Raw genomic sequence first — 23538 nt, 5'->3', positions numbered from 1 at the left:
TGATGAAAAAAATGAAACGCTTTGGCCTATTACTGTTGATGACTTGCTGTATGATCGCTCTCGCTGCCTGCGGCTCTGCCGAGAAAGGCTCAACCGATGCAAAACAAAGCAGCTCATTAGAAGCCATTAAGAAAGACAAAAAAATCGTTTTCGGTGTAAAAAACGATACTCGTTTATTCGGTCTAAAAAATCCTAGTAGCGGGGATATTGAAGGGTTTGATATCGATATCGCAAAAGCGATCACTAAAGAAATGCTCGGTGATGAAGGAAAAGCAGAATTTAAAGAAGTGACATCTAAAACAAGAATTCCTTTACTGCAAAAAGGAGATATTCATGCCATTGTTGCCACAATGACGATCACAGAAGAGCGTAAAAAAGAGGTCAATTTCTCAGATGTTTACTTTGAAGCAGGACAATCACTGCTTGTGAAAAAAGGCAGCGACATTCAATCGATTGATGATCTTAAAAAAGGTACGAAGGTGCTTGCAGTGAAAGGGTCGACTTCTTCTCAAAACATTCGCGAAAAAGCACCAGAAGCATCCGTTTTGGAGTTTGAAAATTATCAAGAAGCCTTTACAGCCTTAAAATCAAATCAAGGGCAAGTTCTGACAACTGATAATGCAATTTTATTTGGCATGGCAGACGAAGATTCAAATTATGAAGTCGTTGGCGGAACATTTACCGATGAGCCTTATGGCATCGCTGTGAAAAAAGGCGATGAAGAATTGACAGAAGCCATTAATAAAGCGTTAAAGGCATTAAAAGACAATGGAGAGTATGACAAGATTCATAAAAAATGGATCAAAGAATAATCAATTGACTCGATCAACCTCAACACCCTCAGGAGAGCCGCTCGCTTGCCGGCTCCTCTGTTGATTAGGAAGGAAGTGAACTGATTGCTGCGGTTTTCCATTTTAACTGAGAACTTCCATCTTTATTTAGAAGGGTTTAAATATACGATTGGTGCAAGTGTCATTGCGTTGATTGGAAGCTTTTTCATCGGTACACTCATTGCCATTATGAGAATTGCGCCACTAAGGCCGCTCAACTGGTTAGGGACGGCTTATGTGGAATTTATTCGGAATATTCCGTTATTATTGATCACCTTTGTGTTCTTTTTTGGTTTACCGGTACTTGGCATTGTGGCAGATGGCTTTACAGCAGGAACCATTGCCCTCTCCATTTATACGTCTGCTTTTATCGCTGAAGCCATTCGTGCAGGTATACAAGCTGTACCGCTTGGACAAATGGAAGCTGCTAGAGCTTCTGGTCTGTCATATGGCGGAACGATGCGATATATTATTTTGCCGCAGGCCATCAAAATTGTCATTCCACCACTTGGGAATCAATTTATCAACCTTGTGAAAAACTCGTCTATTTTAGGTGTCATTGCAGGGTTTGATCTGATGTACCAAGGAGACCTTATCGCTTCGAGAACGTTTGTGACATTTGATGTATACATTTTTGTTGCCATGTTCTATCTTCTATTGACCATTCCGCTTAGTCTAGGCGTTGGTTATTTAGAAAAAAGATTAGCCCGAAGCCACTAGAAAGGAGGAAACACAATGGATTTTATAGGTGCCTACCAGCCCGATCATCTCGCCTTTTTACTTGAAGGATTTGCTGTCACCTTAAAAGTGGCTTTTATCTCCATCATTTTAAGCTTTATCATCGGATTAGTCGTTGGCACATTGAGGTTCGCACAAATCCCTACTTTATCAAAGGTGCTTGCGGTCATTGTTGAAACTGTTCGGAACCTACCGCTTTTGCTGATCATCTTTTTTACGTATTTCGCCCTTCCTGAAATCGGTATTAAGCTGAGCATCACGGCCTCTGCCATTGCGGCTTTAACCGTGTTTGAATCCGCCATGCTGTCAGAAATCATTCGCAGTGGGTTAAAATCAATTGATAAGGGACAAATCGAAGCGGCCAGATCCTCTGGTTTAACCTATATTCAAACATTAAAAATGATTATCATGCCACAGGCGTTACGCCGAATGGTACCGCCGATTGTCAGTCAATTTATTTCTCTTTTAAAAGATACATCGCTTGCCGTTGTGATTGCCCTTCCAGAGTTATTGCATCACGCGCAGATTTTAAATGGTCAAAGCCAATCTTATTTACTTCCTATTTTCCTCTTGGCGGCCATGATGTATTTTGTTGTCAACTTCAGCTTGTCTATACTTGCACGGAGATTAGAGTACAGGCAGGCATAAAAAAAGGACATCCGCTCATGGTGGATGTCCCTTTTTGTTTAAAGCATTCGCATAACTCGTTTTCTCATCTTTTTCATATCCCGCTTAGATGGCATATCATATCGACTTGCAAAGTGATATGCGAGTGCACCTGCACCAAGCGTTAATAGTGAAGAAGTCATTTTGCCCATTCGAAATTCCCCCTTAACACTTATAGTTGAATTGAACGTTCATCGTCACTAAACAGGTCGTCTAAACTGCTTAGTGTACCGTCTTCCTCCACTTGGTGAGTAGATATTTTGCCTTTTGACAGTGTCAATTCAATAAAACAGCCCCAGCAATAATATTGATTGACCCCAATTTTTCCGATGTCTTTACATTTGCAATTTGGGCAAATGAGCATATTAAGCACCTCTTTACGTTCGGTTTAGAACAAGTGCTTCCTTTTGAACATCCATCAAGGTTCCGGCAGCATGCAGCTGCTTTCGAATCCCTGATAGCTCTGTAAAGAAGCCGTCCGAGAGTTCATATGCTACGATTGTGCCCGAATTCATGCAAAAGTATACATCTTCCAAAACACCTAATGTTTCACCATCTGGCGTATGGATCATTTTCTTTTTTAATTTCGAAAAGAAGAAGGATGGGGCGGAGGTATCTATTTCGACTCCCTTCTGGCAGCTCACATATAGACCTTTGTCTGTCAGTTTGTCGCCAGCTGAGAATGGAATGAAAGCACAGTCTTTCTTTTTCCCATCTAATACATATCCTCCGCAGCTGCCGCCGGCTAAAAAGCAAATATCTTTGATCGATCCAAGTGAATGAGACAGCTCGTCTGTATAGATCGTCAGTCCTTCAAGCTCTCGACATGTTCTCAAAATGTGATCAACCACCTTTTCGGAACAGTCTTATCGTGTGCGTTTCCTCTATGACTCATACGAAGAAATGGCTTCCATGAAGGAAGCCATCAGCGTGTAGACAAACCCTCGCATTCGGTGTCAGTCCTGCGTGCTGGTGCTCACGAATGTCAAATTCGTTCCGCGCCAGTACTCGTCCTTCCTAGGGCTGCAAAGGTTTTCTTTCACGCTGAAAAAAACAAAGGGCTAAAATCAAGTTCATTTTAGCCCTTTGTTTAACAATATGATGGCTTCCATGGAAGCCATTTACTCTTGCATAAAATCAAACGGAGTGATTCCCTCCATGCCAATATTGGCATCGTGTACGCTGAAAGGAAGTTCTTTTTGGAGGGCTGCTAGCTCAGCATCCATGACTTCTTCCGTTTCAGTAAGACGCATAGTTAAAGACGTTTGTCTGAGGGAGTCTTCATTATTTTTTACGCCCCACTCTAATGCTGATTCCTCACCGCACAAAATTAAAAACTTTTTACTTCGTGTAATGGCAGTGTAAAGCAAATTTCTTCGAAGCATTCGATAATAACTTCTCACGACTGGCAGCACCACGATTGGGAATTCACTGCCCTGGGATTTATGAATCGAGCAACAATAAGCGTGTGTAAATTGATGAAAATCTTTTTTCGTAAACGTGATTTCATTTCCATCAAAGGAGATAACCGCCATATCTTCTTTTTCAGTGTTTTCTTTCGCATAAAAGATCGAGACAATTTCTCCAATATCTCCATTAAAAATGTTATTCTCGGGCTGATTGACAAGCTGAAGTACCTTATCACCTGTCCGGTAGACGACATCACCAAATGGAATTTCTCTTCCTTTTGGCTTTTTAGGATTCAAAATTTGCTGGAGCATTTTATTCAGTTCATTAATGCCTGCTTTTCCTTTATACATCGGGGCAAGCACTTGAATGTCCTTTGCTGAATAACCCTTTTGAGCAGCATTGCTGACCACTTTCTCGATGACTTCTTTCATTTGGTCACTAGAGCATTGAATAAAGGATCGATCCTTCGAGCGTGCAGTAATATCCTTTGGCAAAACACCATTTTTCATATCATGCGCAAGCTCAACAATTGTTGAACCATCTGCCTGCCGATAAATATCAGTTAGTGTAACTGCCGGTATAACTTGTGACGCAAGCAGGTCTCTTAACACTTGACCAGGTCCGACAGATGGAAGTTGATGTTCGTCTCCAACCATAATGACTTGAATATGATCTGGGATCGCCTTAAACAAATGGTTCGCCAGCCAAATATCCAGCATACTCGATTCATCAATGATGACAAGCTTTCCTTCAATCGGCTGGTCTTCATCATGTGAGAAGCCTTCTGATCCATTCCAGCCTAGCAGCCGGTGAATGGTCACAGCAGGAAGTCCAGTGGATTCTGTCATTCGTTTCGCAGCACGTCCAGTTGGTGCGGCAAGCACGAACGGAAATGCTTCATCTTTTTTATAATCACCCGGGTCAAGAGATACGCCGTGAAGATCGCTGTAAAGCTCGACAATCCCTTTAATGACCGTCGTTTTCCCTGTACCCGGCCCGCCTGTTAAGAGCAGCATCGGGGACATGAGTGCCTTTTGAATGGCTTCTTTTTGGGTCGGTGCATACTGGACACCCAGCCGTTCCTCCAATTCACCAAGTGCGAGCAGAAATTCTGATTCAGGAAATTGATCTGCATATTCTGTTTGAGAGACAATTTTTTGAATGCGTTTTGCCACACTTTGTTCCGCATAAAAGAGCGAAGGATGGTAACAGCGATCATCTTCAATGATCATGTCTTTCCCTTCACCAAGTGCAATGATCTGATTGGCAACGTCCATTTCAGTCACTTTGTAGTCATTGCCTGTTTGATTCAGCAATTTACGGGTTTCGATGATCAGATCTTTCGTTTGTATGTACGTATGACCGTCTTGCAGGCTTGCTGTCTCAACGGTATACAAAAGGGCTGCACGAATGCGGTCTGGATCATTTCCAGATATCCCTGTTCTAGCGCCGAGTTCATCTGCTTTAATAAATCCAATCCCCTCTACGTCTTTGACGAGCTGATAAGGATTTTCTTCAATTTTCTGCAACGTTTCACTCTCGTACACTTGGTAAATCTTCATGCTAAGCTGAGGACCAAAGCCATATTGATTCAGGCTGATCATAATTTGCTCAAGCCCTTGATGCTCTTGAAGTGCGGCAGCCAGCTTATCAGCCTTCTTTTTTGACAGGCGAGGGACGTCATACAACACAGACGGATCACGCATAATTTGATGAAGCGTCTGATTGCCAAGCTTGCCGACGATTTCTTCCGCCGTCTTTTTCCCAATCCCTTCAAACAAGTCACTAGAGAGATAATGAATGATGCCTTGCTTTGTTGTAGGGACTTCCTTTTGAAAATGAGTGGCTTGAAACTGCTCGCCAAACTTTGGATGACTTGTGACCTTGCCATAGAAGGTGTAGGTTTCCTCCTCATGAAGCGCTGGGAAGTAGCCTGTGACAGATGCTGTTTTTTCCTCTAAATTCTCTGATGTTTCAATGACTTTTACTTTTAACACCGAGTATAAATTACTTTCGTTATGGAAAATAACGGCTTGAACCGTCCCTTTTAAAAACGGTTCGTCTTCAAGCTTCATTTGATCTGGATGTTCCTGCACAGGTCTTCCCTCCTTCCGGTTATTCTGCCTCTTGAATCAGCTTTTGCGCATGCAATGCAAGCATATGATCAGGCTGCACGTCAATGGCTTTTCCTAGCATTTCAAGCGCTTCGTCCTTTTTCTCTAAATACGCATACGCAACGCCTGCATTATAAAAGGCGTCTGCATGCTGCGGATCTCGCGTAATCACTTCAGTAAAGACTGCGACCGCTTCCTCCAGCAGATGTTCATTCGCTAAGCACATGCCAAATTGAAATCTTGCTTCGTTATCTTCTTCGTTTAGCTCAACTGCACGCTGAAGATAAGGCATCGCAAGCTTTGGCTGCTCTAATTTCATCAGTGTCTGCCCTAACATATAAAACAAATCACTGTTTTCCATTCCAGCTTGTAGCGCTTGCTCAAAATAGTCTTTCGCTTTCATAAAGTCTTCTTTCATCGTATAGACATTTCCTGCTCCGTAATAGGCTGCAGCTGCTGTATGATCAAGTTCAATGGCTTTTTGAAAGAAGTTCAAAGCACGTTCAAATTCATGAACACTTGAAAGTAAATTCGCAAAGTTAATATATGGAACCGGGTCCTTTGGGCTTTCTTCAATGGCTTTCGTAAAAGCTTCAGCTGCCTGTTCGATGTTCCCTTGATTTAAAGCTTCAATACCGATTTCGTTATGATTCATTCGCTCTCTTCATCCTTTCATTAAAAAACCTCAACAGCGACGTTGAGGTTTTTAACACATGTTACACATACGACAGCTTTTGGCCATCTTTAAAGACATCGTCAATGGTCCCGCCGCCAAGACATTCTTCGCCATCATAAAAAACAACAGCTTGTCCTGGAGTGACAGCACGAACGGGTTCATCAAAGATCACCATTGCTTCCTGCTCACCTGTCATTTTGACTTTTACATGATGGTCTTCTTGACGGTATCGGAATTTTGCTGTGCATGTGAGTTCACCGTTTTCGCCGACAATATGAGGACGAGTCCAGCTGATGTTCACAGCTGAAATACTTTCAGAGTATAAAAGCGGGTTGTGGAAGCCTTGTTCAACAAATAAGATATTTTTCTCTAAGTCCTTCCCAACAACGAACCACGGATCACCGCTTCCGCCAATGCCAAGTCCTTGGCGTTGACCGATCGTGTAATACATCAGTCCATCATGTTCACCTTTTACTTCTCCGTCCATTGTCTGCATCACACCGGGCTGTGCAGGCAAATATTGGCTAAGGAACGTTTTAAAGTTTCTTTCCCCAATAAAGCAGATGCCCGTAGAATCTTTTTTCGTTGCTGTTGCGAGCTCTGCTTCTTTCGCTAATTCACGCACTCTTTTTTTCTCTAAATCGCCGATTGGGAACAACACTTTATCAAGCTGTTCTTGAGTCAGCTGATTCAAGAAATAAGTTTGGTCTTTGTTTGTATCAAGACCTCTTAGCATTTTGACTTCATCGCCGGTTCTGTCGACACGGGCATAGTGGCCCGTTGCCAAATAATCCGCTCCAAGCGACAATGCATGCTCAAGAAATGCTTTGAACTTAATTTCTTTGTTACACATGACATCTGGGTTCGGCGTTCTGCCTGCTTTATATTCATCAAGAAAATATTGAAACACTTTGTCCCAATACTGTTTCTCGAAATTCACTGCATAATATGGGATTCCAATCTGGTTACAAACACGAATGACATCCTCATAGTCCTCCGTTGCTGTACATACACCATTTTCATCTGTGTCATCCCAGTTTTTCATAAATATGCCGATTACATCATAGCCTTGCTCCTTTAACATGAGCGCAGCAACTGATGAATCGACGCCTCCGGACATACCGACCACAACTCTTGTGTCTTCAGGTCTTTTTGTCATCTTCATCAACTCCAATTTCAATGAAACAACGTGCGCGTTTCGTTCTTCAGGTGCCTAGCTGTTTCATTTTTCACACACGAACAAAAGGGAGCATTTATTTGGCTAGGCGTTTCACGACAGCCGCTATCTTACGCGCCGCCTGCTTCACATGTTCCTCTTCATTTCCAAGACCGAAGCTTATTCTGACTGAGGATGTCAGCTCTTTTGCTTCTTCACCATACATGGCGCTTAATACGTGCGAAGGAAGGACAGATCCAGCCGTACATGCTGACCCGCTTGAAACAGCAATCCCTTCCATATCTAAGTTCACAAGTAACGATTCAATAGAAACGCCCGGGAAGTGGACATTTAAAATATGCGGCAATGTCTCTTTCGGATGTCCATTGATAGAGAAATTGAGTGATTCCTCTTCGAATACTTGCAACATCGCTTCTTTGAGCTTACCATAATGCACTGCTTTTTCTCTTCTATTTTGCTTTGTTAATTGAACTGCTTCTGCAAGTCCAATGATCCCCGCCACATTTTCAGTGCCAGCACGGCGTTTTCTTTCTTGTTCTCCTCCGAATAACTGCGGAGAGAGCTTCACACGTTCGTTGACGTATAAAAAGCCTGTTCCCATCGGACCATTTAGTTTATGGCCAGAAGCAGATAAGAGATCAATATGAAGATCTTGTACATCAATTGACACTGTTCCAAATGCCTGTACAGCGTCTGTATGAAAATGAGCAGCGTGATCATGCAAAAGTTGACCAATTTCTTTGATTGGCTGGATCACACCTGTTTCATTATTGCCGTACATGATGGTCACCAGAATTGTATCGTCTCTTAATGCTTGTTTTAATTGGTCAAGATAAATCAATCCAGTGTGATCCACATCTAAATACGTCACATCAAAACCAAGCTTCTCTAAGCGTTCGCATGTATGCAGCACTGCATGATGCTCAGTTTTTGTTGTGATGATATGTTTTCCTTCATGCTGCCTTGCCATTGCCACACCTGTAATGGCCAAGTTGTCTGCCTCTGTTCCCCCGCTTGTGAGGATGATCTCCTGCTGCTTACAGTGTAATTCTCCTGCAATGACTTCCCTTGCTTCATCGAGCCACTTTCTTGCCTCGCGTCCATATGAATGAATACTAGAGGGATTGCCAAATATCTCTGTAAAGTAAGGCATCATCTTGTCCACAATTCGCTGATCCATCGGCGTTGTGGCTGCATGATCTAAATAGATACGTTCCATTTCCGGTACACCTCTGATCTAAATATAGAACATATACGCCTCTTGATCCTCGTCATCTTTATAGCTTGCCAAGTCTTCAAGAGTTGTATTGTCTAGTACGTCTTTTACTGCATCACGAATACGAATCCAAAGTGCACGCTTTGCTGGCTCTTCGTTTTCGATCACTTCAACAGGACTAATAGGTCCTTCTAATACTCGAATAATATCACCGGCTGTAATCTCGTTTGGCTCATGGGCAAGCACATAGCCACCATACGCTCCGCGGATACTTTTCACAAGACGAGCATTGCGAAGTGGTGATACAAGCTGCTCTAAATAATGCTCAGACAAATCATTGTTTTGAGCGATTGATTTTAATGATGTAGGGCCTTCGCCATGTTTTTTGGCTAATTCGATCATGATCGTCAGACCATATCTGCCTTTAGTAGAAATTTTCAAGTTAAACACCTCTGCGTTTTCTATTTCTATGTCATCAATTTTTTTCTGATTTCATATACGCTTATATAGACCAAAAGCAATTATATCATACTTTTAGCCAACTTTCATTTGCGGGTTCTGAGCTCAAAACGAGGACGCATCCCTTTTCTATTTGAAGAAATTTCGGTACTCTATACAAACAAGACATTGCTTTAGGAGAGATAATCATGAAACCTTTAGCGTATCGGATGCGCCCAAGTCATATTGGAGACATTATTGGGCAGGAGCATCTCGTTGGAGAAGGTCAAATTATTAGACGAATGGTCGAGGCGAAACATTTGTCCTCGATGATTTTATACGGGCCGCCGGGAATCGGCAAAACATCCATTGCAACTGCAATCGCTGGCAGTACAAGCATTGCCTTCCGTACATTGAATGCGGTGATTCATAACAAAAAAGATATGGAAGCTGTCGCCGCTGAAGCGAAAATGAGTGGTCAAGTCATCTTGATTTTAGACGAAGTCCACAGACTCGATAAAGGGAAGCAGGATTTCCTTCTTCCGTATTTAGAAAATGGCATGATTATTTTAATTGGCGCGACAACAGCTAATCCGTATCATGCGATCAACCCAGCCATCCGTAGCCGGACACAAATATTTGAGCTGAAGCCGCTGGAAACAGAGCAAATCAAAGCTGCATTATCTCGAGCTTTACAGGATGAACATCGCGGGCTTGGCGGTTATTCGGTCAAAGTTGATGAGGAGGCAATGAATCATTTTGCAAATGGATGCGGAGGAGATGTGCGTTCCGCTTTAAATGCGCTTGAACTAGCCGTCTTATCGACAAAAGCGGATGAATCTGGACAGATCACGATCACTCTAGCTGCAGCAGAAGAATGTTTACAAAAAAAGAGCTTCTCGCATGATAAAAACGGTGATGCCCATTATGATGTCCTCTCGGCTTTTCAAAAATCCATCAGAGGATCTGACGCAGATGCGGCGCTACATTACCTTGCAAGACTCATTGAAGCGGGAGACCTTGAAAGCATTTCGAGACGATTACTTGTGATGGCTTATGAAGATATTGGCTTAGCCAGTCCGCAGGCAGGGCCACGTGTGTTAAGCGCTGTTCAAACAGCTGAGAGAGTTGGTTTCCCAGAAGCACGAATTCCACTCGCTAATGCCGTGATTGAACTGTGTCTTTCTCCAAAGTCAAACTCCGCTTACCAAGCGATTGATGCGGCATTGCATGATATTCGCACGGGGAAAATCGGTGAAGTTCCCGTTCATTTAAAAGATGCCCACTATAAAGGGGCAGCAGCACTTGGAAGAGGCGCCGATTACTTATATCCGCACGATTATGAAAATGGCTGGGTGAAGCAGCAATATTTACCTGACCCGCTGAAAAACAAGCAATATTATGAACCAAAGCAAACTGGAAAATTTGAAGGTGCGCTAAAGCAAGTGTATGAAAATTTAAGAAGGCAAAAATAAAAACAGCCCCCTGCTCTAAGCAGGCGGGCTGTTTATTTATCTTTCACACGTGTAATCGGAATGTCTTTTAACAGTTTCATAATGACATGACCACCCATGATCAGGCCAGCCACAGATGGAACAAACGCATTGGATGATGGCGGCATTTGTGCCTTACGAATTTTCGCTTCATCATTTCCAACTTCTTTTCTCACATCTTCACGAATGACAATCGGACTTTCATCAGAGAAAATAACTTCAATTCCCTTACGAATGCCTTCCTTCCGCAGGCGTGTTCTAACGACTTTCGCAATTGGGTCTGTATGTGTTTTCGAGATGTCATCAATTTTAAAACGTGTCGGATCTGTTTTATTTGCAGCACCCATACTCGAAATAATGTTCACATCGCGTTTCAGGCACTCTTTCATTAAATGAATTTTATAATGAATTGTATCTGATGCATCAATGACATAATCAAGTGGATACTCAAAGAATTGTTCATATGTTTCTTCTGTATAGAACATTTTGAGCGCAACAACTTCACATTCTGGGTTAATGTCAGCAATTCTTGCCTGCATTAAGTCAACTTTAGGCTGACCAACCGTTGATAGCAAAGCTGGCAGCTGCCTATTTACATTTGTAATATCAATATCATCTTTATCAACAAGAACAATACGGCCAACACCTGAACGAGCAAGGGCTTCTACTGCAAAAGAACCTACGCCGCCTACTCCAAGCACTGCAACTGTACTGTTTTTTAATATATTTAAGCCTTCCTTGCCAATGGCAAGCTCGTTTCTTGAAAACTGATGTAACAAGTGCCTCACTCCACCTTTATTTAAAATGAATCGAAAGAATCATATCATATTCAGCGTTCTCCGTCATCCTTCTCAAATAGAAAAAAACACAAAAAAGTCCCGATCACGCCGCCAGCTTCTCCTTCGTTTTGAACCCCGCACCATGCAGGTGGGTGCTTTCTTCCTCACTTTATAAGTCCTCAGAAGAGGCATTTATGCAGAAAGGAAAGGCAAGCTCCCGTAGAAAAAAATGTTCGGTCAAAACTAGGTAACCACCGTACGTATCAGGACTTTATTTATTGGTTGATGAAAGCATATCATAGGCATGTCCCTTTTTCAAGCGTTTACATGCCTATAAACATGCGCCTATTTTACTGTTTTACTTTTGTTTTAATAGCCAAACTCAGTTCATCTAGCTGCGCTGCGCTTACAGTGCCAGGAGCATCTGTGAGAACACAGCTTGCACTTGCCGTTTTCGGAAACGCAATGGTATCTCTTAGGTTAGATCGGCCGGCAAGCAGCATCACTAAGCGGTCAAGTCCAAGCGCAATTCCGCCGTGCGGAGGCACACCATGCTCAAATGCATCAAGAAGGAAGCCGAACTGATCGTACGCTTCTTCTTTAGAAAAGCCAAGTAAACCAAACATTTTCTCTTGAATGTCCTTTTCAAAAATACGAATAGAACCTCCGCCAAGCTCATAGCCGTTCAGCACAAGATCATACGCTTGAGCTTTCATATCTTCTGGACTTGTTTCAATTAATTCAAGATCATCCCGAACTGGCATTGTGAAAGGATGATGGGCAGCATAGAAGCGGCCTTCTTCTTCATCCTTTTCAAGCAGCGGCCAATCGACAACCCATAAGAAATTGAAGACAGATTCATCGATGAGTTTAAGCTCTTTGCCAAGTTTTAAGCGAAGTGCGCCAAGCGCATCATGGACAACAGACGTCTTATCTGCAACAAAGAGTAAAAGGTCGCCTTCTTCAACTTGAAGCTGTTCTTTTAATTCTGCTTGTTTTGACTCATCAAAGAATTTAGCGATTGGTCCTTTTAACTCTGTCCCTTCAGCTTTTAGCCAAGCAAGACCTTTTGCACCATAGTTCGCTGCAAATGCACCAAGTGCATCGATGTCTTTTCTTGAGTAGTTTGCTGCAGCCCCTTTGACATTAATGGCTTTGACAGCTCCGCCATTGTTTACAGCACCGCTGAAGACTTTGAAATCTGAGTCTTTTACCGTGTCTGAAATGTTGACAAGCTTCATGTCAAATCGGGTATCTGGCTTGTCAGAACCATAGGAATTCATCGCTTCATCGTACGTCATACGAGGTAATGGCAATGTCAGGTCAACACCTTTGACATCTTTCATCACCTTTGCCATCATCTCTTCAGCAAGCGTCATGATGTCTTCTTGGCTCATAAAGGACATTTCAATATCGACTTGTGTAAATTCCGGCTGACGGTCAGCACGCAAGTCTTCATCTCTAAAGCAACGAGCGATTTGATAGTAGCGGTCCATCCCAGACACCATGAGCAATTGCTTAAATAATTGCGGAGACTGCGGCAGCGCATAGAATTCTCCTTCGTGTACACGGCTTGGCACAAGATAGTCACGCGCACCTTCTGGCGTACTTTTTGTTAAAATTGGCGTTTCAATGTCTAGAAAGCCGTGATCATCTAAGAAATGGCGGAATGCTTTTGTGACTTCATGTCGCATTTTCATCGTTTCAAACATCGCAGGACGGCGAAGATCTAGGTAGCGGTATTTTAAGCGCACATCTTCTGATACCTCATCTGCTTGATCAGAAATTACAAATGGAGGCGTCTTGGCTTCATTTAAAACAGTGACTGTGTCAACTTGAATTTCAATTTTGCCTGTTTTTAAATTTGGGTTGATCGTGGCTTCTTCTCTTGCGACCACTGTCCCTTTAATATCAAGGACATATTCATTCCGAATCGATTCTGCTGTCTCAAGAGCCTCTTTTGATTGGTCTGGATGAAAGACAACTTGCACAATGCCTGTACGATCACGCAGGTCAATAAAGATTAATCCGCCAAGGTCACGACGTTTTTGTACCCATCCTTTTAATACAACGGTTTGACCGATTTGGTCTTCTGTTACTTCTCCACAATAAAAAGTTCTACCAAACACAAACATTCCACTCCTTCTTTACGCTTTCTGGTGGGCTTTCATCATTTGAATCAGCTCATCAAGCTTCACTTCAATTTGTTCACCCGTTGTCGTATCTTTTACGTTTACAATTTGCTGCGCTAGCTCATCTTCACCAAGAACTGCAATAAACTTGGCTTTCAAGCGGTCTGCCGCTTTAAATTGTGCTTTTAGCTTTTTCCCTGTATAGTCCATTTCACTTGAAATGCCTTCTTTTCTTAGGCGATTCAATAAGCCAACAGCATAATCTTTTGCTTGATCTCCTAATGCCGCAATATATAAATCAATGCCGTCTTGAACAGGAAGCTCGATCTTCTCTGCATCAATCGCTGATAGGAAACGTTCAATACTCATCGCAAAGCCGATACCTGGTGATTCAGGACCGCCAATTCCTTCAACAAGTCCATCATAACGGCCGCCGCCGGCTAATGTTGTGATCGCACCAAAGCCTTCTGCATTACTCATAATCTCAAAGGCAGTGTGATTGTAATAATCAAGACCGCGCACTAAGTTCGGATCGACGACATATTCAATGCCTAGATCGGTTAAGTATTGTTTTACTTTTTCAAAATAAGTCCGTGATTCTTCATTTAAGTAATCTTGAATGGATGGTGCCGTTGCCATCAGTTCGTGGTCGCGGTCCTTTTTACAATCAAGAATACGCAATGGATTTTGATGCAAACGAATTTGGCAGTCATGACAGAATTCATCAATTCTTGGTTCAAAGTGCTCGACAAGTGCTTGACGGTAATCTGCACGGCTTTCTTTGTCACCAAGGCTGTTAATGACGAGTTTTAAGTTGGAAAGACCCGCTTTCTCATACACACTCATCGCTAATGAAATGACCTCTGCATCAATGGCAGGATCTTTTGAACCGATCGCTTCAATTCCGAATTGATAAAATTGACGATATCTTCCCGTTTGCGGACGCTCATAGCGGAACATTGGTCCAATGTAGTACAGCTTTGTAGGCTGTGCAGGCTGTGCAAACAGTTTATTTTCAACATAAGAACGGACAGTTGAAGCTGTTCCTTCTGGGCGAAGTGTGATGCTACGTCCTTTTTTGTCTTCAAATGTGTACATCTCTTTTTGAACGATATCTGTTGACTCACCTACTCCTCGTGCAAACAGTTCCGTATGCTCAAAAATCGGTGTGCGGATTTCTTTGTATTGAAAGGCTGCACATGTATCTCTCGCAATTCGTTCAACATACTGCCAGCGTTCTGATTCTCCCGGTAAAATATCCTGTGTGCCTCTTGGAATATTAAAACTCATTTTTCGTCCTCCTACGACCATCATTCATTTTTTATGTGGACATATAAAAAACCCCCGCCTCTACTATGTGTATAGTAGGGACGAGAGTTATACCCGTGGTGCCACCCTAGTTGGAACATGATCTAGCCATGTTCCCGCTCAAATCCTTAACGCAGATTCACGTTCTCCGCCTAATGACTCATTTTTTGAGTGTTCAGCAGGAAACCTACAGAGTGTTCTTTCGTGATAAATGCCATGCGGATTCGCTTTCAGCCTAAGGCGATTCCTCTCTGCTCACGCAATTTACCCTACTATTCTCTATCATCAGTTCCACATTTTAAATTTTCAAGTGTGTTGATTTATATTATAATAAGGTCGGTGCTGCCACTCTGTCAACCCTTGCCGTGTCTCTTTTTCTTTTCCAGCTCTTCTTTTGACGTGCATCCGTATTCAGATGCCGTTTCTTCAAGGAAACCTGGTTGATCCATTTCGTCGTGCTGCCAGCGGTCGATATCACGATGTCCATTATATTGCACTCGTCCTAATTTTCTGCTTAATCTCATGTTTGTACATCCTTTTATCACATTTTTATCTAGTATAAACAGATTGATTCAATTTTATTAGGGAAACTGCAAGGAATTCATCCATTACATAACGAATTAACATTCATCGGTTTTACAAGGGAGGGGAAAACACCGTTTTGAATCTGAAAACACACCATCACATGATGTTGCTGCTCACCTGTTTTGTCCTCATTGCCAGCACTTGGCCAATGACACATGCGACGGCTCAAACAGATCAAGCTGTCGTTGCAACAGATGAAATCAATGTGCGAACCGGACCTGGTTTAAGCTACGGGATCGCAGCAGTTGTGAAACGAGGAGAAAGCTACCCGATTCTCACTGAACAAGGAGAATGGGTACAGATCGGTCTATCGAACGGACAAAAAGGCTGGGTCGTCTCATGGCTGATTACTAAGTCATCTGATGCACAAAAGCCTGCTAAGCAAAAGACGCAAGGTCAAAGTACGCAAGGAAGCAGTTCAATTACGTCAACAGCCTCTGACCTTCGCATTCGGACAGGCCCAGGGACTTCCTATCAAGTCATTGGCACTTTCCCGCAGGGCGCTTCCGCTAAAAAGCTGGACACAAGCGGCGAATGGACAAAAATATCGTACAAACAAGCGGAAGGCTGGGTCCACTCTGATTATATTTCTGGCGGACAAAACGCTTCTTCATCCAGTTCAGCTGAGCCCGCTCGTTCCAAACAGTCCGGCACAGTTGGCGTATCAAGCTTGAATGTTCGAAAATCGGCGGCACCAAACGCACAAGTGGCCGCTTCACTTTCCCGCAACACTCAAGTCACCATTTTACGGGAGCAAAATGGCTGGTATGAAATCGAAGCAAAAGGCGTTAAAGGCTGGGTTGCAAGTTATTATATTGTCTCAAGCCAAGGAACAAGTGCAGCACCTGAAAAGAATTCATCCTCTTCGTCATCTCATCAGAAAGCGTACATCGTTTATGATGGAACGAATATTAGAAAAAGCGCTTCTACCTCTGCTGGTATTGCAGAAAGAGCAACAAAAGGAGCTGCTTATCAAATTGTTCGTACGCAAGGTGACTGGTACGAGGTGACATTATCAAACGGCGGAACAGGCTACGTGGCGAGCTGGGTCGTTCAAACAAAGAAAAATAGCAGCGAAGCACCAAGACCTCAGCAGGATTCATCGTCTGGCACTGGATCTTTAAAAGGCAAAACAATTGTTCTTGATCCTGGGCATGGCGGAAAAGACAGCGGCACGATCGGCGCAGACGGTGCATTTGAAAAGAATATCACGATCAAAACCGCGCATTTGCTGGCGGGTAAGTTAAGAGCTTCTGGAGCAAATGTCTATTTAACAAGAAGTGATGATACATTCATCAGCCTTCAATCGAGGGTTGCCACTTCACATTACCGAAATGCAGATGCATTTATTAGTCTTCATTATGATAGTTTTATGGACCCAAGTATCAGAGGGAGCACCGCATATTATTATCAGGCATCCAAAGATCAACGTCTGGCGACAAGCGTTCATACGGAAGTCGCAAAACGATCACAGATCCCTGATAAAGGAGTCAAATTTGGAGATTATTTTGTTTTAAGAGAAAACAAGCGCCCTTCCCTTTTATATGAACTCGGCTATTTAAGCAATCCTCAAGAAGAAGCGATCATTTATAGCGCCTCTTACCAAGAACGAGTGACAGAAGGAATGACAGAAGGATTAAAACAATATTTCCGATAGAAAAAAGAGGCCGCTGCGCCTCTTTTTTGTTTGATCGCAAAAGAAAAAGACTCTAAACAAACTCTCAGCAAGAGTTTATCTACAGTCTAATGTCTTTCTATTCTTTGCTGTCCATCAACATGGTGACAGGCCCCGAATTGGTCAATGAGACGTCCATCATCGCCCCAAAACGTCCTGTTTCAACATGGATGCCTTTTTCTCTAAGCGTTTCATTGAAGCATTCGTAAAGTGAATTCGCCACATCCGGTTTGGCAGCTTTCATAAAGTTCGGCCGTCTGCCTTTTCTCGTATCACCATAAAGGGTAAATTGAGACACAGACAGTACACTTCCTTTTACATCTAACAAAGAATGATTCATTTTCCCGTTTTCATCTTCAAAAATACGCAAGTGTGCGAGCTTTTCAGCTAAGTAATGCACATCTTCTTCTGTGTCTTCATGTGTAACCCCAACGAGCACCATATAGCCTTCATTGATGGCACCTGTGATCTCTTCTTCTACTTTCACAGATGCACTCGTCACACGCTGAACAACAAGCCTCATAGACGATATACTTCCTTTCTAATTCATAAATCGGCGAACTGAGTAAATGTCTTTGATTTGTTTGATACGTTCCACTACTTTATGCAAATGATTAATATTTTGGATAAAAATAGCCATATGGATCGTCGCCACTTTGTTCCGATCAGACTTACCAGAAACCGACGAGATGTTCGTTTTGGTTTCGTTGACTGCTTGAAGCACTTCATTAAGTAAGCCGCGCCTGTCATATCCTAATATTTCAATTTCCACATTGTATTCTTTACGGTTTCGAGCAGGCTGTTCATGCTCCCACTCAACCGGGATTAACCGTTCCTGCGCTTCTCCTGTCTTCACGTTCGGACAGTCATCACGGTGAACAGATACGCCACGTCCTTTTGTAATAAAGCCAACAATGCTATCACCAGGAACAGGATTACAACACTTAGATAAACGGACAAGCAAGTTATCAATGCCTTTCACTCGCACGCCAGCTTCCCGTTTTTTCCCGTGATATGGTTTTGACTCTACAGACACTTCTTGAACGGTTTTCTCTTGTTCTTCCTGATCTCTTTGTTTTCTTTCTTTTTCCGTTAAACGATTCGCCACTTGGAGTGCCGTAATTCCGTTATAACCAACAGCTGCATACATGTCCTCTTCATTTGAGAAATTAAATTTATCGGCCACTTTTTGCAGATTTTCAGCGGTCAAAATGTCTTTAACATCGAACTCAAGGTTTTTGATTTCTTTCTCCACAAGTTCTCGGCCTTTTTCGACATTTTCTTCACGGCGCTGTTTCTTGAAAAACTGTCTGATCTTGTGCTTCGCTTGGGAGGTTTGGGCAAGTTTGACCCAATCCTGGCTTGGTCCATAGCTATGCTTAGATGTCAGAATTTCAATAATGTCACCTGTTTTTAGCTTATGATCAAGTGTGACCATTTTACCGTTGACCTTGGCTCCGATTGTTTTATTCCCAATTTCCGAATGAATCCGGTACGAGAAATCAATTGGAACTGAACCAGACGGTAGCTCAATGACGTCTCCTTTTGGTGTAAATACAAACACCATATCAGAGAAAAGATCAATTTTTAACGATTCCATAAATTCTTCCGCATCTGTAGATTCATTTTGGAATTCAAGGATTTCTCTAAACCAAGACAGCTTCTTCTGGAAAACGGCTTCTTCCGTCGATTCTGCTGACTCTTTGCCTTCTTTATACGCCCAGTGTGCCGCAATTCCGTATTCCGCAATTTCGTGCATTTCCACTGTACGAATCTGAACTTCAAGCGGGTCCCCTTTTGGACCAATCACCGTTGTATGAAGAGACTGATACATGTTCGGCTTTGGCATCGCAATATAATCCTTAAATCTGCCTGGCATCGGCTTCCAGCATGTATGGATAATACCAAGTACCGCATAGCAGTCTTTAATGCTGTCAACCAAAATACGTACAGCCAGCAAATCATATATTTCATTAAATTGCTTATTTTGCATGACCATTTTTCGATAAATACTATAAATATGTTTCGGTCTGCCGGAGAATTCAGCCTTAATGTTCACCTCAGACACGCGGTCTTTTACTTCATTGACAACCTCGTCCAAGTATTCCTCACGTTCCGCTCGTTTGCGCTTCATGAGATTCACAATCCGGTAGTATTGCTGCGGATTTAAATAGCGGAGGGCTGTATCTTCAAGCTCCCACTTAATCTTTGAAATCCCTAATCTGTGCGCAAGCGGTGCAAAGATCTCAAGGGTTTCATTTGAAATTCTTCGCTGCTTTTCCTGCGGAAGATGTTTGAGTGTTCTCATGTTGTGAAGGCGGTCTGCCAGCTTAATTAAGATGACGCGAATATCCTGCGCCATTGCAACAAACATTTTACGATGGTTTTCAGCCTGCTGTTCTTCTTGTGATTTATATTTAATCTTTCCGAGCTTTGTCACACCATCAACAAGCATGGCCACTTCTTCATTAAAATGCTCTTTTAAATCTTCTAATGTCACATCCGTGTCTTCGACAACATCATGCAGGAAGCCGCCAGCAATGGTCGAAGGGTCCATTTCAAGATCAACAAGAATTCCCGCCACTTGAATCGGATGGATAATATAGGGCTCACCGGATTTCCGGTATTGCTCCTTGTGAGCATTTTCAGCATATTCGTATGCACGCTCTATAAATTGAATATGTTCAGCGGACAGGTATTCTCTTGCCTTATCAATGACCTGCTGCGCCGTTAAAACTTGTTCGTTCGCCATGGAATCACCTTTTTAAATGAAAACTGTATTGTAGTTTATTATCAAGAAAAATTCGATAGATGTAAAGAGAAGAAGTCCGCTAAAAGATTTTTGATAGGAAAAAAGCACCCTTCTTACTGAGTGCTTTTTGCGTAAAACTCCATTAGTATTGCATTAACGTCAAGATGTCGTAACCGTCAAGCTTCTTTCTGCCATCAAGATACGTCAGCTCAATTAAAAATGCAATCCCTGCCACAACGCCGCCTAATTCCTCAACCAGCTTGATGGATGCTTCAATCGTTCCACCTGTCGCAAGCAAATCATCTGTGATCAGTACACGCTGACCAGGACGAATTGCATCTTTATGAATCGTTAATACATCTTTACCGTATTCCAAACCGTAATCGACTTTGATGACTTCACGAGGAAGCTTTCCTTCTTTACGAACCGGGGCAAAACCTACACCAAGTGCGTATGCTACAGGGCAGCCAATAATGAATCCACGCGCTTCAGGTCCAACAATGAGATCAATGTCTCTTTCCTTCGCGTATTCAACGATTTGATCCGTTGCATAACGGTACACTTCGCCTTTATCCATTAACGTTGTAATATCTTTAAATTGTACACCTTCCTTTGGGTAGTCAGGTACAACTGTCACATATTGTTTTAAATCCATCTTTTCCTTTTCCTCCTCGTACGTCAAAGCACAGGTGAGACTTCGCTCATCATGCTATTCAGCCATTCCTTCAGCTCTTTGGCTGAGGAATATGTTAGTGTTTGATCGAGTTCCATCAATCGTTGTTTTGCTGTATAAGACGATGATGCGGTTAAATCTTTTTTAGGGGCATCACGCACTATTGACAGCACACCATTCTCTATTTTAACAAAACCGAGTTCAAAAAACACCTTTGTCATAAAAATGATTGTATCTTTTGTCCAACCTCTATGTTTGGCAAGCTCCATGCCTTGTTCTTTAATAGGAAAACTTCCCCGTTTGAACAAGAACCCATAAAACCATTTGAATTGATCACGGCTCGGGAATGAGGACATAAAGTGATCTTCTTTCCGCTGAAACACCGTATAAATTCTTGCTGGTTGTTGATTTTCTAAAAGCAGCTTGAGCAAGTGTTCGTCGGCAGGAACATCGGCAAAGATCACATACTTTTCCTGCACATTAAACGTGGATACATTTTCTGCATCAATAAGGTGAATCGGAATATCCACCAGCTCCGATTGCTTTTTTGTTTCTTCGTCAAAACAGAAGACCATCGTTTTTGCTGGATCAAGTGTTGATACTTTCTTTTCCCAATCTTTTTTCCCGCGTAAATCAAACAGCTGCCATTCATCGACTCTAGCGTCTTTTAGCATGAGCTGAGGTTTCTTTCGGTTATTCCATTCATTAATCGAGACCTCGCCAACGACAGAGATTTGACTCCCTGGGACAAGTTCTTCTTTTAGTTTGCCTTGATGAAAACCGACACAGTCGAGCAGCTTGTCTTCGTCTTTTAGTGACATTTTAATGTGATTTTGATTGGCCCCGATCGTTCGGATGTCTTCAAGCTGGGCGTCTTCAATCATAATGAACGGCTTAGGATTCTGCATGCCAAACGGGGACAGCAGTCCCACTTCTTCAATGGCTTGCACCGTCATTTCGTCCACTTTACATACTGCATCGACCCGTTGAATTGGAATAAAATCTTCTTCTGTCAACGTTTCATTTGCATATTGATTCAATCTTTCCCTAAGTAAAGGAACATCATCCGCTTGAAGTGTCATTCCTGCTGCCATCGGGTGTCCACCGAAATGCGGCAGGATGTCACGGCACTTGCTCAAATGGAAAAATAAATCAAAGCCAGGAATACTTCGGGCTGACCCTTTCGCCATCTGCGTTTCTTCATCTATTCCAAGCACAATCGCCGGACGAGAAAATGTATCCGTCAATTTTGAGGCAACAATGCCGACAACGCCTGGATTCCAGCCAGCTTTTGCTACGACGATAGCAGACTGGTCAGCACCTGTCTCTTCGACCATTTGAATGGCTTCTTCCGTGATCGTACTCACAATTTTCTGCCGTTCTTTGTTCAATTCTTGTACAAAACGAGCGAGTTCTTCTGCTTCATCCATATCCTCAGTCATGAGAAGATGAACAGCCGGATCTGCCTGCTCAATTCGTCCAACAGCATTCAGCCTTGGCGCAATTTGAAAGCCGACTGTTTCCTCATTTGCTTCTTCAAGAGTGGCGCCTGCTTCTTTTAATAACGCTTTTAACCCAGGCCGTCTAGACTGTCGAAGCTGCATAAGACCTTTTTTGGCAATCCATCTATTTTCATCATGCAGCGGGACAAGATCCGCAATGGTACCGATTGCAGCAAGATCTAATAATTCTACTGGGAGTTTACCGAGGAGTGCATGTGCCACTTTAAACGCAACACCGACACCCGCCAGCTCTTTAAACGGATACTCACACCCAGGCTGCTTAGGATGTACAATCGCAAGTGCCTCAGGCAGTTCCTCGCTTGGTTCATGGTGATCTGTGATGATCAGGTCTAATCCTATTTCTTTTGCAATACGTGCTTCATTTACAGCAGCGATCCCTGTATCCACAGTGATGACAAGCGATGCTCCTTGCTCTTTGATATATCGGAAAGCCTGTTCGTTTGGCCCATATCCTTCTTTAAATCGATCTGGAATATAAAAGTCTACCTTCGCAGATCGTTCTTTAAGTGTATGTAAAAGTACAGAAGTACTTGTCACACCATCTGCATCATAATCTCCGAAGATCACAATCGATTCCTGCTCTTCGATCGCTTTGTTGATGCGCTCTACTGCTTCTTTCATTCCTTTTAATAAGAATGGATCATGAAATTCGGCTTTTTGATCAAATAAAAAAGACCTCGCTTCTTCTACTTCTTCGAGCCCTCTTTGTACAAGAAGTGATGCAGTCAGCGCTGAAATATTCAGATTTTCAGAGAGTGATTTCACTTTTTCTTCGCTAGGATGTTCATATTCCCAACGCATTTTGGATAATAACATAAATTCACCCCTCAACCACACTATTATACTAGAGTGGACTGAGGGGTTTCAATTTTTATTTTATGAAATTGTACTGGAAGATTATTTTTCCTTCCGGTCAAAAGACGCTGGCTGTTCTTTTAAAGGTGTGACATTCGTTTTCTTTTGAACGTCTTTGTCTACCTTTTTTGGAGAAGCAGTAGGGGCAGTCACAGTGGCTGCACGTTCAGCTTTTAATGCTTTTAATTCACGTTTCAGTTTCACAATTTGGAAAATCCCCGCAAAAGCCACAATGAGTCCGCCCATCAGAACAGAACCGATAATGACAAGGATCAGCGGCCATTCAGCCGTTCCAAATAAGTAGTCTACCTGTACAGGCCGCACGTTAATAACAGCAAATACTGAGACAATTAATACGAAAATAAATGCGAGTATGATGGTCCATTGTTGTTTATTCATCTACAAATCCCCCAAGCTTTTTCTTTTATTCTTCCCTCTTTCTTGTCCTTTTTAAACACCGAAAGAACATGGTGGAAGGTTTTCTATCAGCATGGGCGC

22 protein-coding genes, 1 other RNA gene and 1 other annotated feature are annotated in these 23538 nt (G+C 42.6%); of the genes, 5 read left to right on the top strand and 18 right to left on the bottom strand.

Annotation, left to right across the window (positions count from 1 at the left end; all coding sequences use genetic code 11):
* The first annotated feature begins 2 nt into the window (after positions 1 to 2).
* The 3 genes from FBF75_RS11865 (at position 3) to FBF75_RS11855 (ending at position 2216) form a co-directional block, all read left to right on the top strand.
* A complete protein-coding gene (locus tag FBF75_RS11865) occupies positions 3 to 812 on the top strand; it encodes a transporter substrate-binding domain-containing protein (RefSeq protein ID WP_017367698.1) in 810 nt (269 codons plus the stop codon).
* Positions 813 to 896: 84 nt separating this feature from the next.
* Positions 897 to 1550: an amino acid ABC transporter permease gene (locus FBF75_RS11860; RefSeq protein WP_007501460.1), complete on the top strand. Its 654-nt coding sequence runs from the start codon at positions 897 to 899 to the stop codon at positions 1548 to 1550.
* 15 nt (positions 1551 to 1565) lie between these two features.
* A complete protein-coding gene (locus FBF75_RS11855; RefSeq protein WP_136944774.1) occupies positions 1566 to 2216 on the top strand; it encodes an amino acid ABC transporter permease in 651 nt (216 codons plus the stop codon).
* A 38-nt stretch (positions 2217 to 2254) separates the two neighbouring features.
* Here FBF75_RS11855 and FBF75_RS11850 read toward each other — a convergent pair whose 3' ends face one another.
* The 8 genes from FBF75_RS11850 to cymR form a co-directional block, all read right to left on the bottom strand.
* Positions 2255 to 2386: a YrzQ family protein gene (locus tag FBF75_RS11850; protein ID WP_008342695.1), complete on the bottom strand. Its 132-nt coding sequence runs from the start codon at positions 2384 to 2386 to the stop codon at positions 2255 to 2257.
* A gap of 20 nt (positions 2387 to 2406) precedes the next feature.
* Positions 2407 to 2598, bottom strand: a complete 192-nt coding sequence (locus FBF75_RS11845; RefSeq protein ID WP_003216308.1) for a hypothetical protein — start codon at positions 2596 to 2598, stop codon at positions 2407 to 2409.
* 13 nt (positions 2599 to 2611) lie between these two features.
* A complete protein-coding gene (locus tag FBF75_RS11840; protein WP_017367700.1) occupies positions 2612 to 3070 on the bottom strand; it encodes a PRC-barrel domain-containing protein in 459 nt (152 codons plus the stop codon).
* A gap of 285 nt (positions 3071 to 3355) precedes the next feature.
* Entirely contained in the window at positions 3356 to 5740 is a 2385-nt protein-coding gene (gene recD2, locus FBF75_RS11835) for an SF1B family DNA helicase RecD2 (protein WP_136944773.1), read from the bottom strand.
* Between the two features lie 19 nt (positions 5741 to 5759).
* Complete coding sequence (locus FBF75_RS11830; RefSeq protein ID WP_008342707.1) at positions 5760 to 6413, bottom strand: tetratricopeptide repeat protein; 654 nt, start codon at positions 6411 to 6413, stop codon at positions 5760 to 5762.
* A gap of 61 nt (positions 6414 to 6474) precedes the next feature.
* On the bottom strand, positions 6475 to 7593 hold the full coding sequence (gene mnmA, locus FBF75_RS11825) for a tRNA 2-thiouridine(34) synthase MnmA (protein WP_008342709.1): 1119 nt from the start codon (positions 7591 to 7593) through the stop codon (positions 6475 to 6477).
* A gap of 94 nt (positions 7594 to 7687) precedes the next feature.
* On the bottom strand, positions 7688 to 8830 hold the full coding sequence (locus tag FBF75_RS11820) for a cysteine desulfurase family protein (RefSeq protein ID WP_017367703.1): 1143 nt from the start codon (positions 8828 to 8830) through the stop codon (positions 7688 to 7690).
* An 18-nt stretch (positions 8831 to 8848) separates the two neighbouring features.
* Entirely contained in the window at positions 8849 to 9268 is a 420-nt protein-coding gene (gene cymR / locus FBF75_RS11815) for a cysteine metabolism transcriptional regulator CymR (RefSeq protein ID WP_008342713.1), read from the bottom strand.
* 206 nt (positions 9269 to 9474) lie between these two features.
* Between cymR and FBF75_RS11810 the strand changes: the two genes are divergently transcribed.
* Complete coding sequence (locus FBF75_RS11810) at positions 9475 to 10740, top strand: replication-associated recombination protein A (RefSeq protein WP_008342715.1); 1266 nt, start codon at positions 9475 to 9477, stop codon at positions 10738 to 10740.
* A 32-nt stretch (positions 10741 to 10772) separates the two neighbouring features.
* Here the strand turns inward: FBF75_RS11810 and FBF75_RS11805 are convergent, their stop codons facing one another.
* The 5 genes from FBF75_RS11805 to FBF75_RS19675 all read right to left on the bottom strand — a co-directional run bounded on the left by FBF75_RS11805 (position 10773) and on the right by FBF75_RS19675 (position 15501).
* A complete protein-coding gene (locus tag FBF75_RS11805) occupies positions 10773 to 11537 on the bottom strand; it encodes a tRNA threonylcarbamoyladenosine dehydratase (RefSeq protein WP_008342718.1) in 765 nt (254 codons plus the stop codon).
* A gap of 92 nt (positions 11538 to 11629) precedes the next feature.
* Positions 11630 to 11810, bottom strand: a non-coding RNA gene (gene ssrS, locus FBF75_RS11800) — 6S RNA.
* A gap of 77 nt (positions 11811 to 11887) precedes the next feature.
* Positions 11888 to 13666, bottom strand: coding sequence for an aspartate--tRNA ligase (gene aspS, locus FBF75_RS11795; RefSeq protein ID WP_026050119.1), 1779 nt, complete (start codon positions 13664 to 13666; stop codon positions 11888 to 11890).
* A gap of 18 nt (positions 13667 to 13684) precedes the next feature.
* Positions 13685 to 14959 carry a histidine--tRNA ligase gene (gene hisS, locus FBF75_RS11790; protein ID WP_056705826.1) on the bottom strand — a complete coding sequence of 425 codons (1275 nt, stop codon included), beginning with the start codon at positions 14957 to 14959 and terminating at the stop codon, positions 13685 to 13687.
* 73 nt (positions 14960 to 15032) lie between these two features.
* Positions 15033 to 15272, bottom strand: a binding site (T-box leader).
* 58 nt (positions 15273 to 15330) lie between these two features.
* A complete protein-coding gene (locus FBF75_RS19675; RefSeq protein ID WP_003216250.1) occupies positions 15331 to 15501 on the bottom strand; it encodes a YrzK family protein in 171 nt (56 codons plus the stop codon).
* Positions 15502 to 15662: 161 nt separating this feature from the next.
* Between FBF75_RS19675 and FBF75_RS11785 the strand changes: the two genes are divergently transcribed.
* Positions 15663 to 17219, top strand: a complete 1557-nt coding sequence (locus FBF75_RS11785; protein WP_428004190.1) for an N-acetylmuramoyl-L-alanine amidase family protein — start codon at positions 15663 to 15665, stop codon at positions 17217 to 17219.
* A 97-nt stretch (positions 17220 to 17316) separates the two neighbouring features.
* On the opposite strand, the gene dtd is transcribed toward FBF75_RS11785, so the two are convergent.
* The 5 genes from dtd to FBF75_RS11760 form a co-directional block, all read right to left on the bottom strand.
* Positions 17317 to 17760 (bottom strand): D-aminoacyl-tRNA deacylase, encoded by a 444-nt coding sequence (gene dtd, locus FBF75_RS11780; RefSeq protein WP_008342725.1) that lies wholly within the window; start codon positions 17758 to 17760, stop codon positions 17317 to 17319.
* Between the two features lie 18 nt (positions 17761 to 17778).
* Positions 17779 to 19989: a RelA/SpoT family protein gene (locus FBF75_RS11775; RefSeq protein ID WP_008342726.1), complete on the bottom strand. Its 2211-nt coding sequence runs from the start codon at positions 19987 to 19989 to the stop codon at positions 17779 to 17781.
* A 142-nt stretch (positions 19990 to 20131) separates the two neighbouring features.
* Complete coding sequence (locus FBF75_RS11770; RefSeq protein WP_008342729.1) at positions 20132 to 20644, bottom strand: adenine phosphoribosyltransferase; 513 nt, start codon at positions 20642 to 20644, stop codon at positions 20132 to 20134.
* A gap of 23 nt (positions 20645 to 20667) precedes the next feature.
* Positions 20668 to 23001 carry a single-stranded-DNA-specific exonuclease RecJ gene (gene recJ / locus FBF75_RS11765; RefSeq protein WP_136944772.1) on the bottom strand — a complete coding sequence of 778 codons (2334 nt, stop codon included), beginning with the start codon at positions 22999 to 23001 and terminating at the stop codon, positions 20668 to 20670.
* Between the two features lie 81 nt (positions 23002 to 23082).
* Positions 23083 to 23439: a LapA family protein gene (locus FBF75_RS11760; protein WP_025207709.1), complete on the bottom strand. Its 357-nt coding sequence runs from the start codon at positions 23437 to 23439 to the stop codon at positions 23083 to 23085.
* Positions 23440 to 23538: the final 99 nt, after the last annotated feature.

The organism is Bacillus sp. S2(2019), assembly GCF_005144805.1.
Classification (GTDB): Bacteria; Bacillota; Bacilli; order Bacillales; family Bacillaceae; genus Bacillus; species Bacillus altitudinis.
Note: the sequence above shows the minus strand (reverse complement) of the source record. Positions and strands in the feature narration are given on the sequence as shown.

Coding starts and splice junctions, on each gene's coding strand:
- FBF75_RS11865 (WP_017367698.1), top strand. CDS start 3: ATGAAAAAAATGAAACGCTTTGGCCTATTACTGTTGATGACTTGCTGT.
- FBF75_RS11855 (WP_136944774.1), top strand. CDS start 1,566: ATGGATTTTATAGGTGCCTACCAGCCCGATCATCTCGCCTTTTTACTT.
- FBF75_RS11850 (WP_008342695.1), bottom strand. CDS start 2,386: ATGGGCAAAATGACTTCTTCACTATTAACGCTTGGTGCAGGTGCACTC.
- FBF75_RS11845 (WP_003216308.1), bottom strand. CDS start 2,598: ATGCTCATTTGCCCAAATTGCAAATGTAAAGACATCGGAAAAATTGGG.
- FBF75_RS11830 (WP_008342707.1), bottom strand. CDS start 6,413: ATGAATCATAACGAAATCGGTATTGAAGCTTTAAATCAAGGGAACATC.
- mnmA (WP_008342709.1), bottom strand. CDS start 7,593: ATGACAAAAAGACCTGAAGACACAAGAGTTGTGGTCGGTATGTCCGGA.
- FBF75_RS11820 (WP_017367703.1), bottom strand. CDS start 8,830: ATGGAACGTATCTATTTAGATCATGCAGCCACAACGCCGATGGATCAG.
- FBF75_RS11810 (WP_008342715.1), top strand. CDS start 9,475: ATGAAACCTTTAGCGTATCGGATGCGCCCAAGTCATATTGGAGACATT.
- hisS (WP_056705826.1), bottom strand. CDS start 14,959: ATGAGTTTTAATATTCCAAGAGGCACACAGGATATTTTACCGGGAGAA.
- FBF75_RS19675 (WP_003216250.1), bottom strand. CDS start 15,501: ATGAGATTAAGCAGAAAATTAGGACGAGTGCAATATAATGGACATCGT.
- FBF75_RS11785 (WP_428004190.1), top strand. CDS start 15,663: ATGATGTTGCTGCTCACCTGTTTTGTCCTCATTGCCAGCACTTGGCCA.
- dtd (WP_008342725.1), bottom strand. CDS start 17,760: ATGAGGCTTGTTGTTCAGCGTGTGACGAGTGCATCTGTGAAAGTAGAA.
- FBF75_RS11775 (WP_008342726.1), bottom strand. CDS start 19,989: ATGGCGAACGAACAAGTTTTAACGGCGCAGCAGGTCATTGATAAGGCA.
- FBF75_RS11770 (WP_008342729.1), bottom strand. CDS start 20,644: ATGGATTTAAAACAATATGTGACAGTTGTACCTGACTACCCAAAGGAA.
- recJ (WP_136944772.1), bottom strand. CDS start 23,001: ATGTTATTATCCAAAATGCGTTGGGAATATGAACATCCTAGCGAAGAA.
- FBF75_RS11760 (WP_025207709.1), bottom strand. CDS start 23,439: ATGAATAAACAACAATGGACCATCATACTCGCATTTATTTTCGTATTA.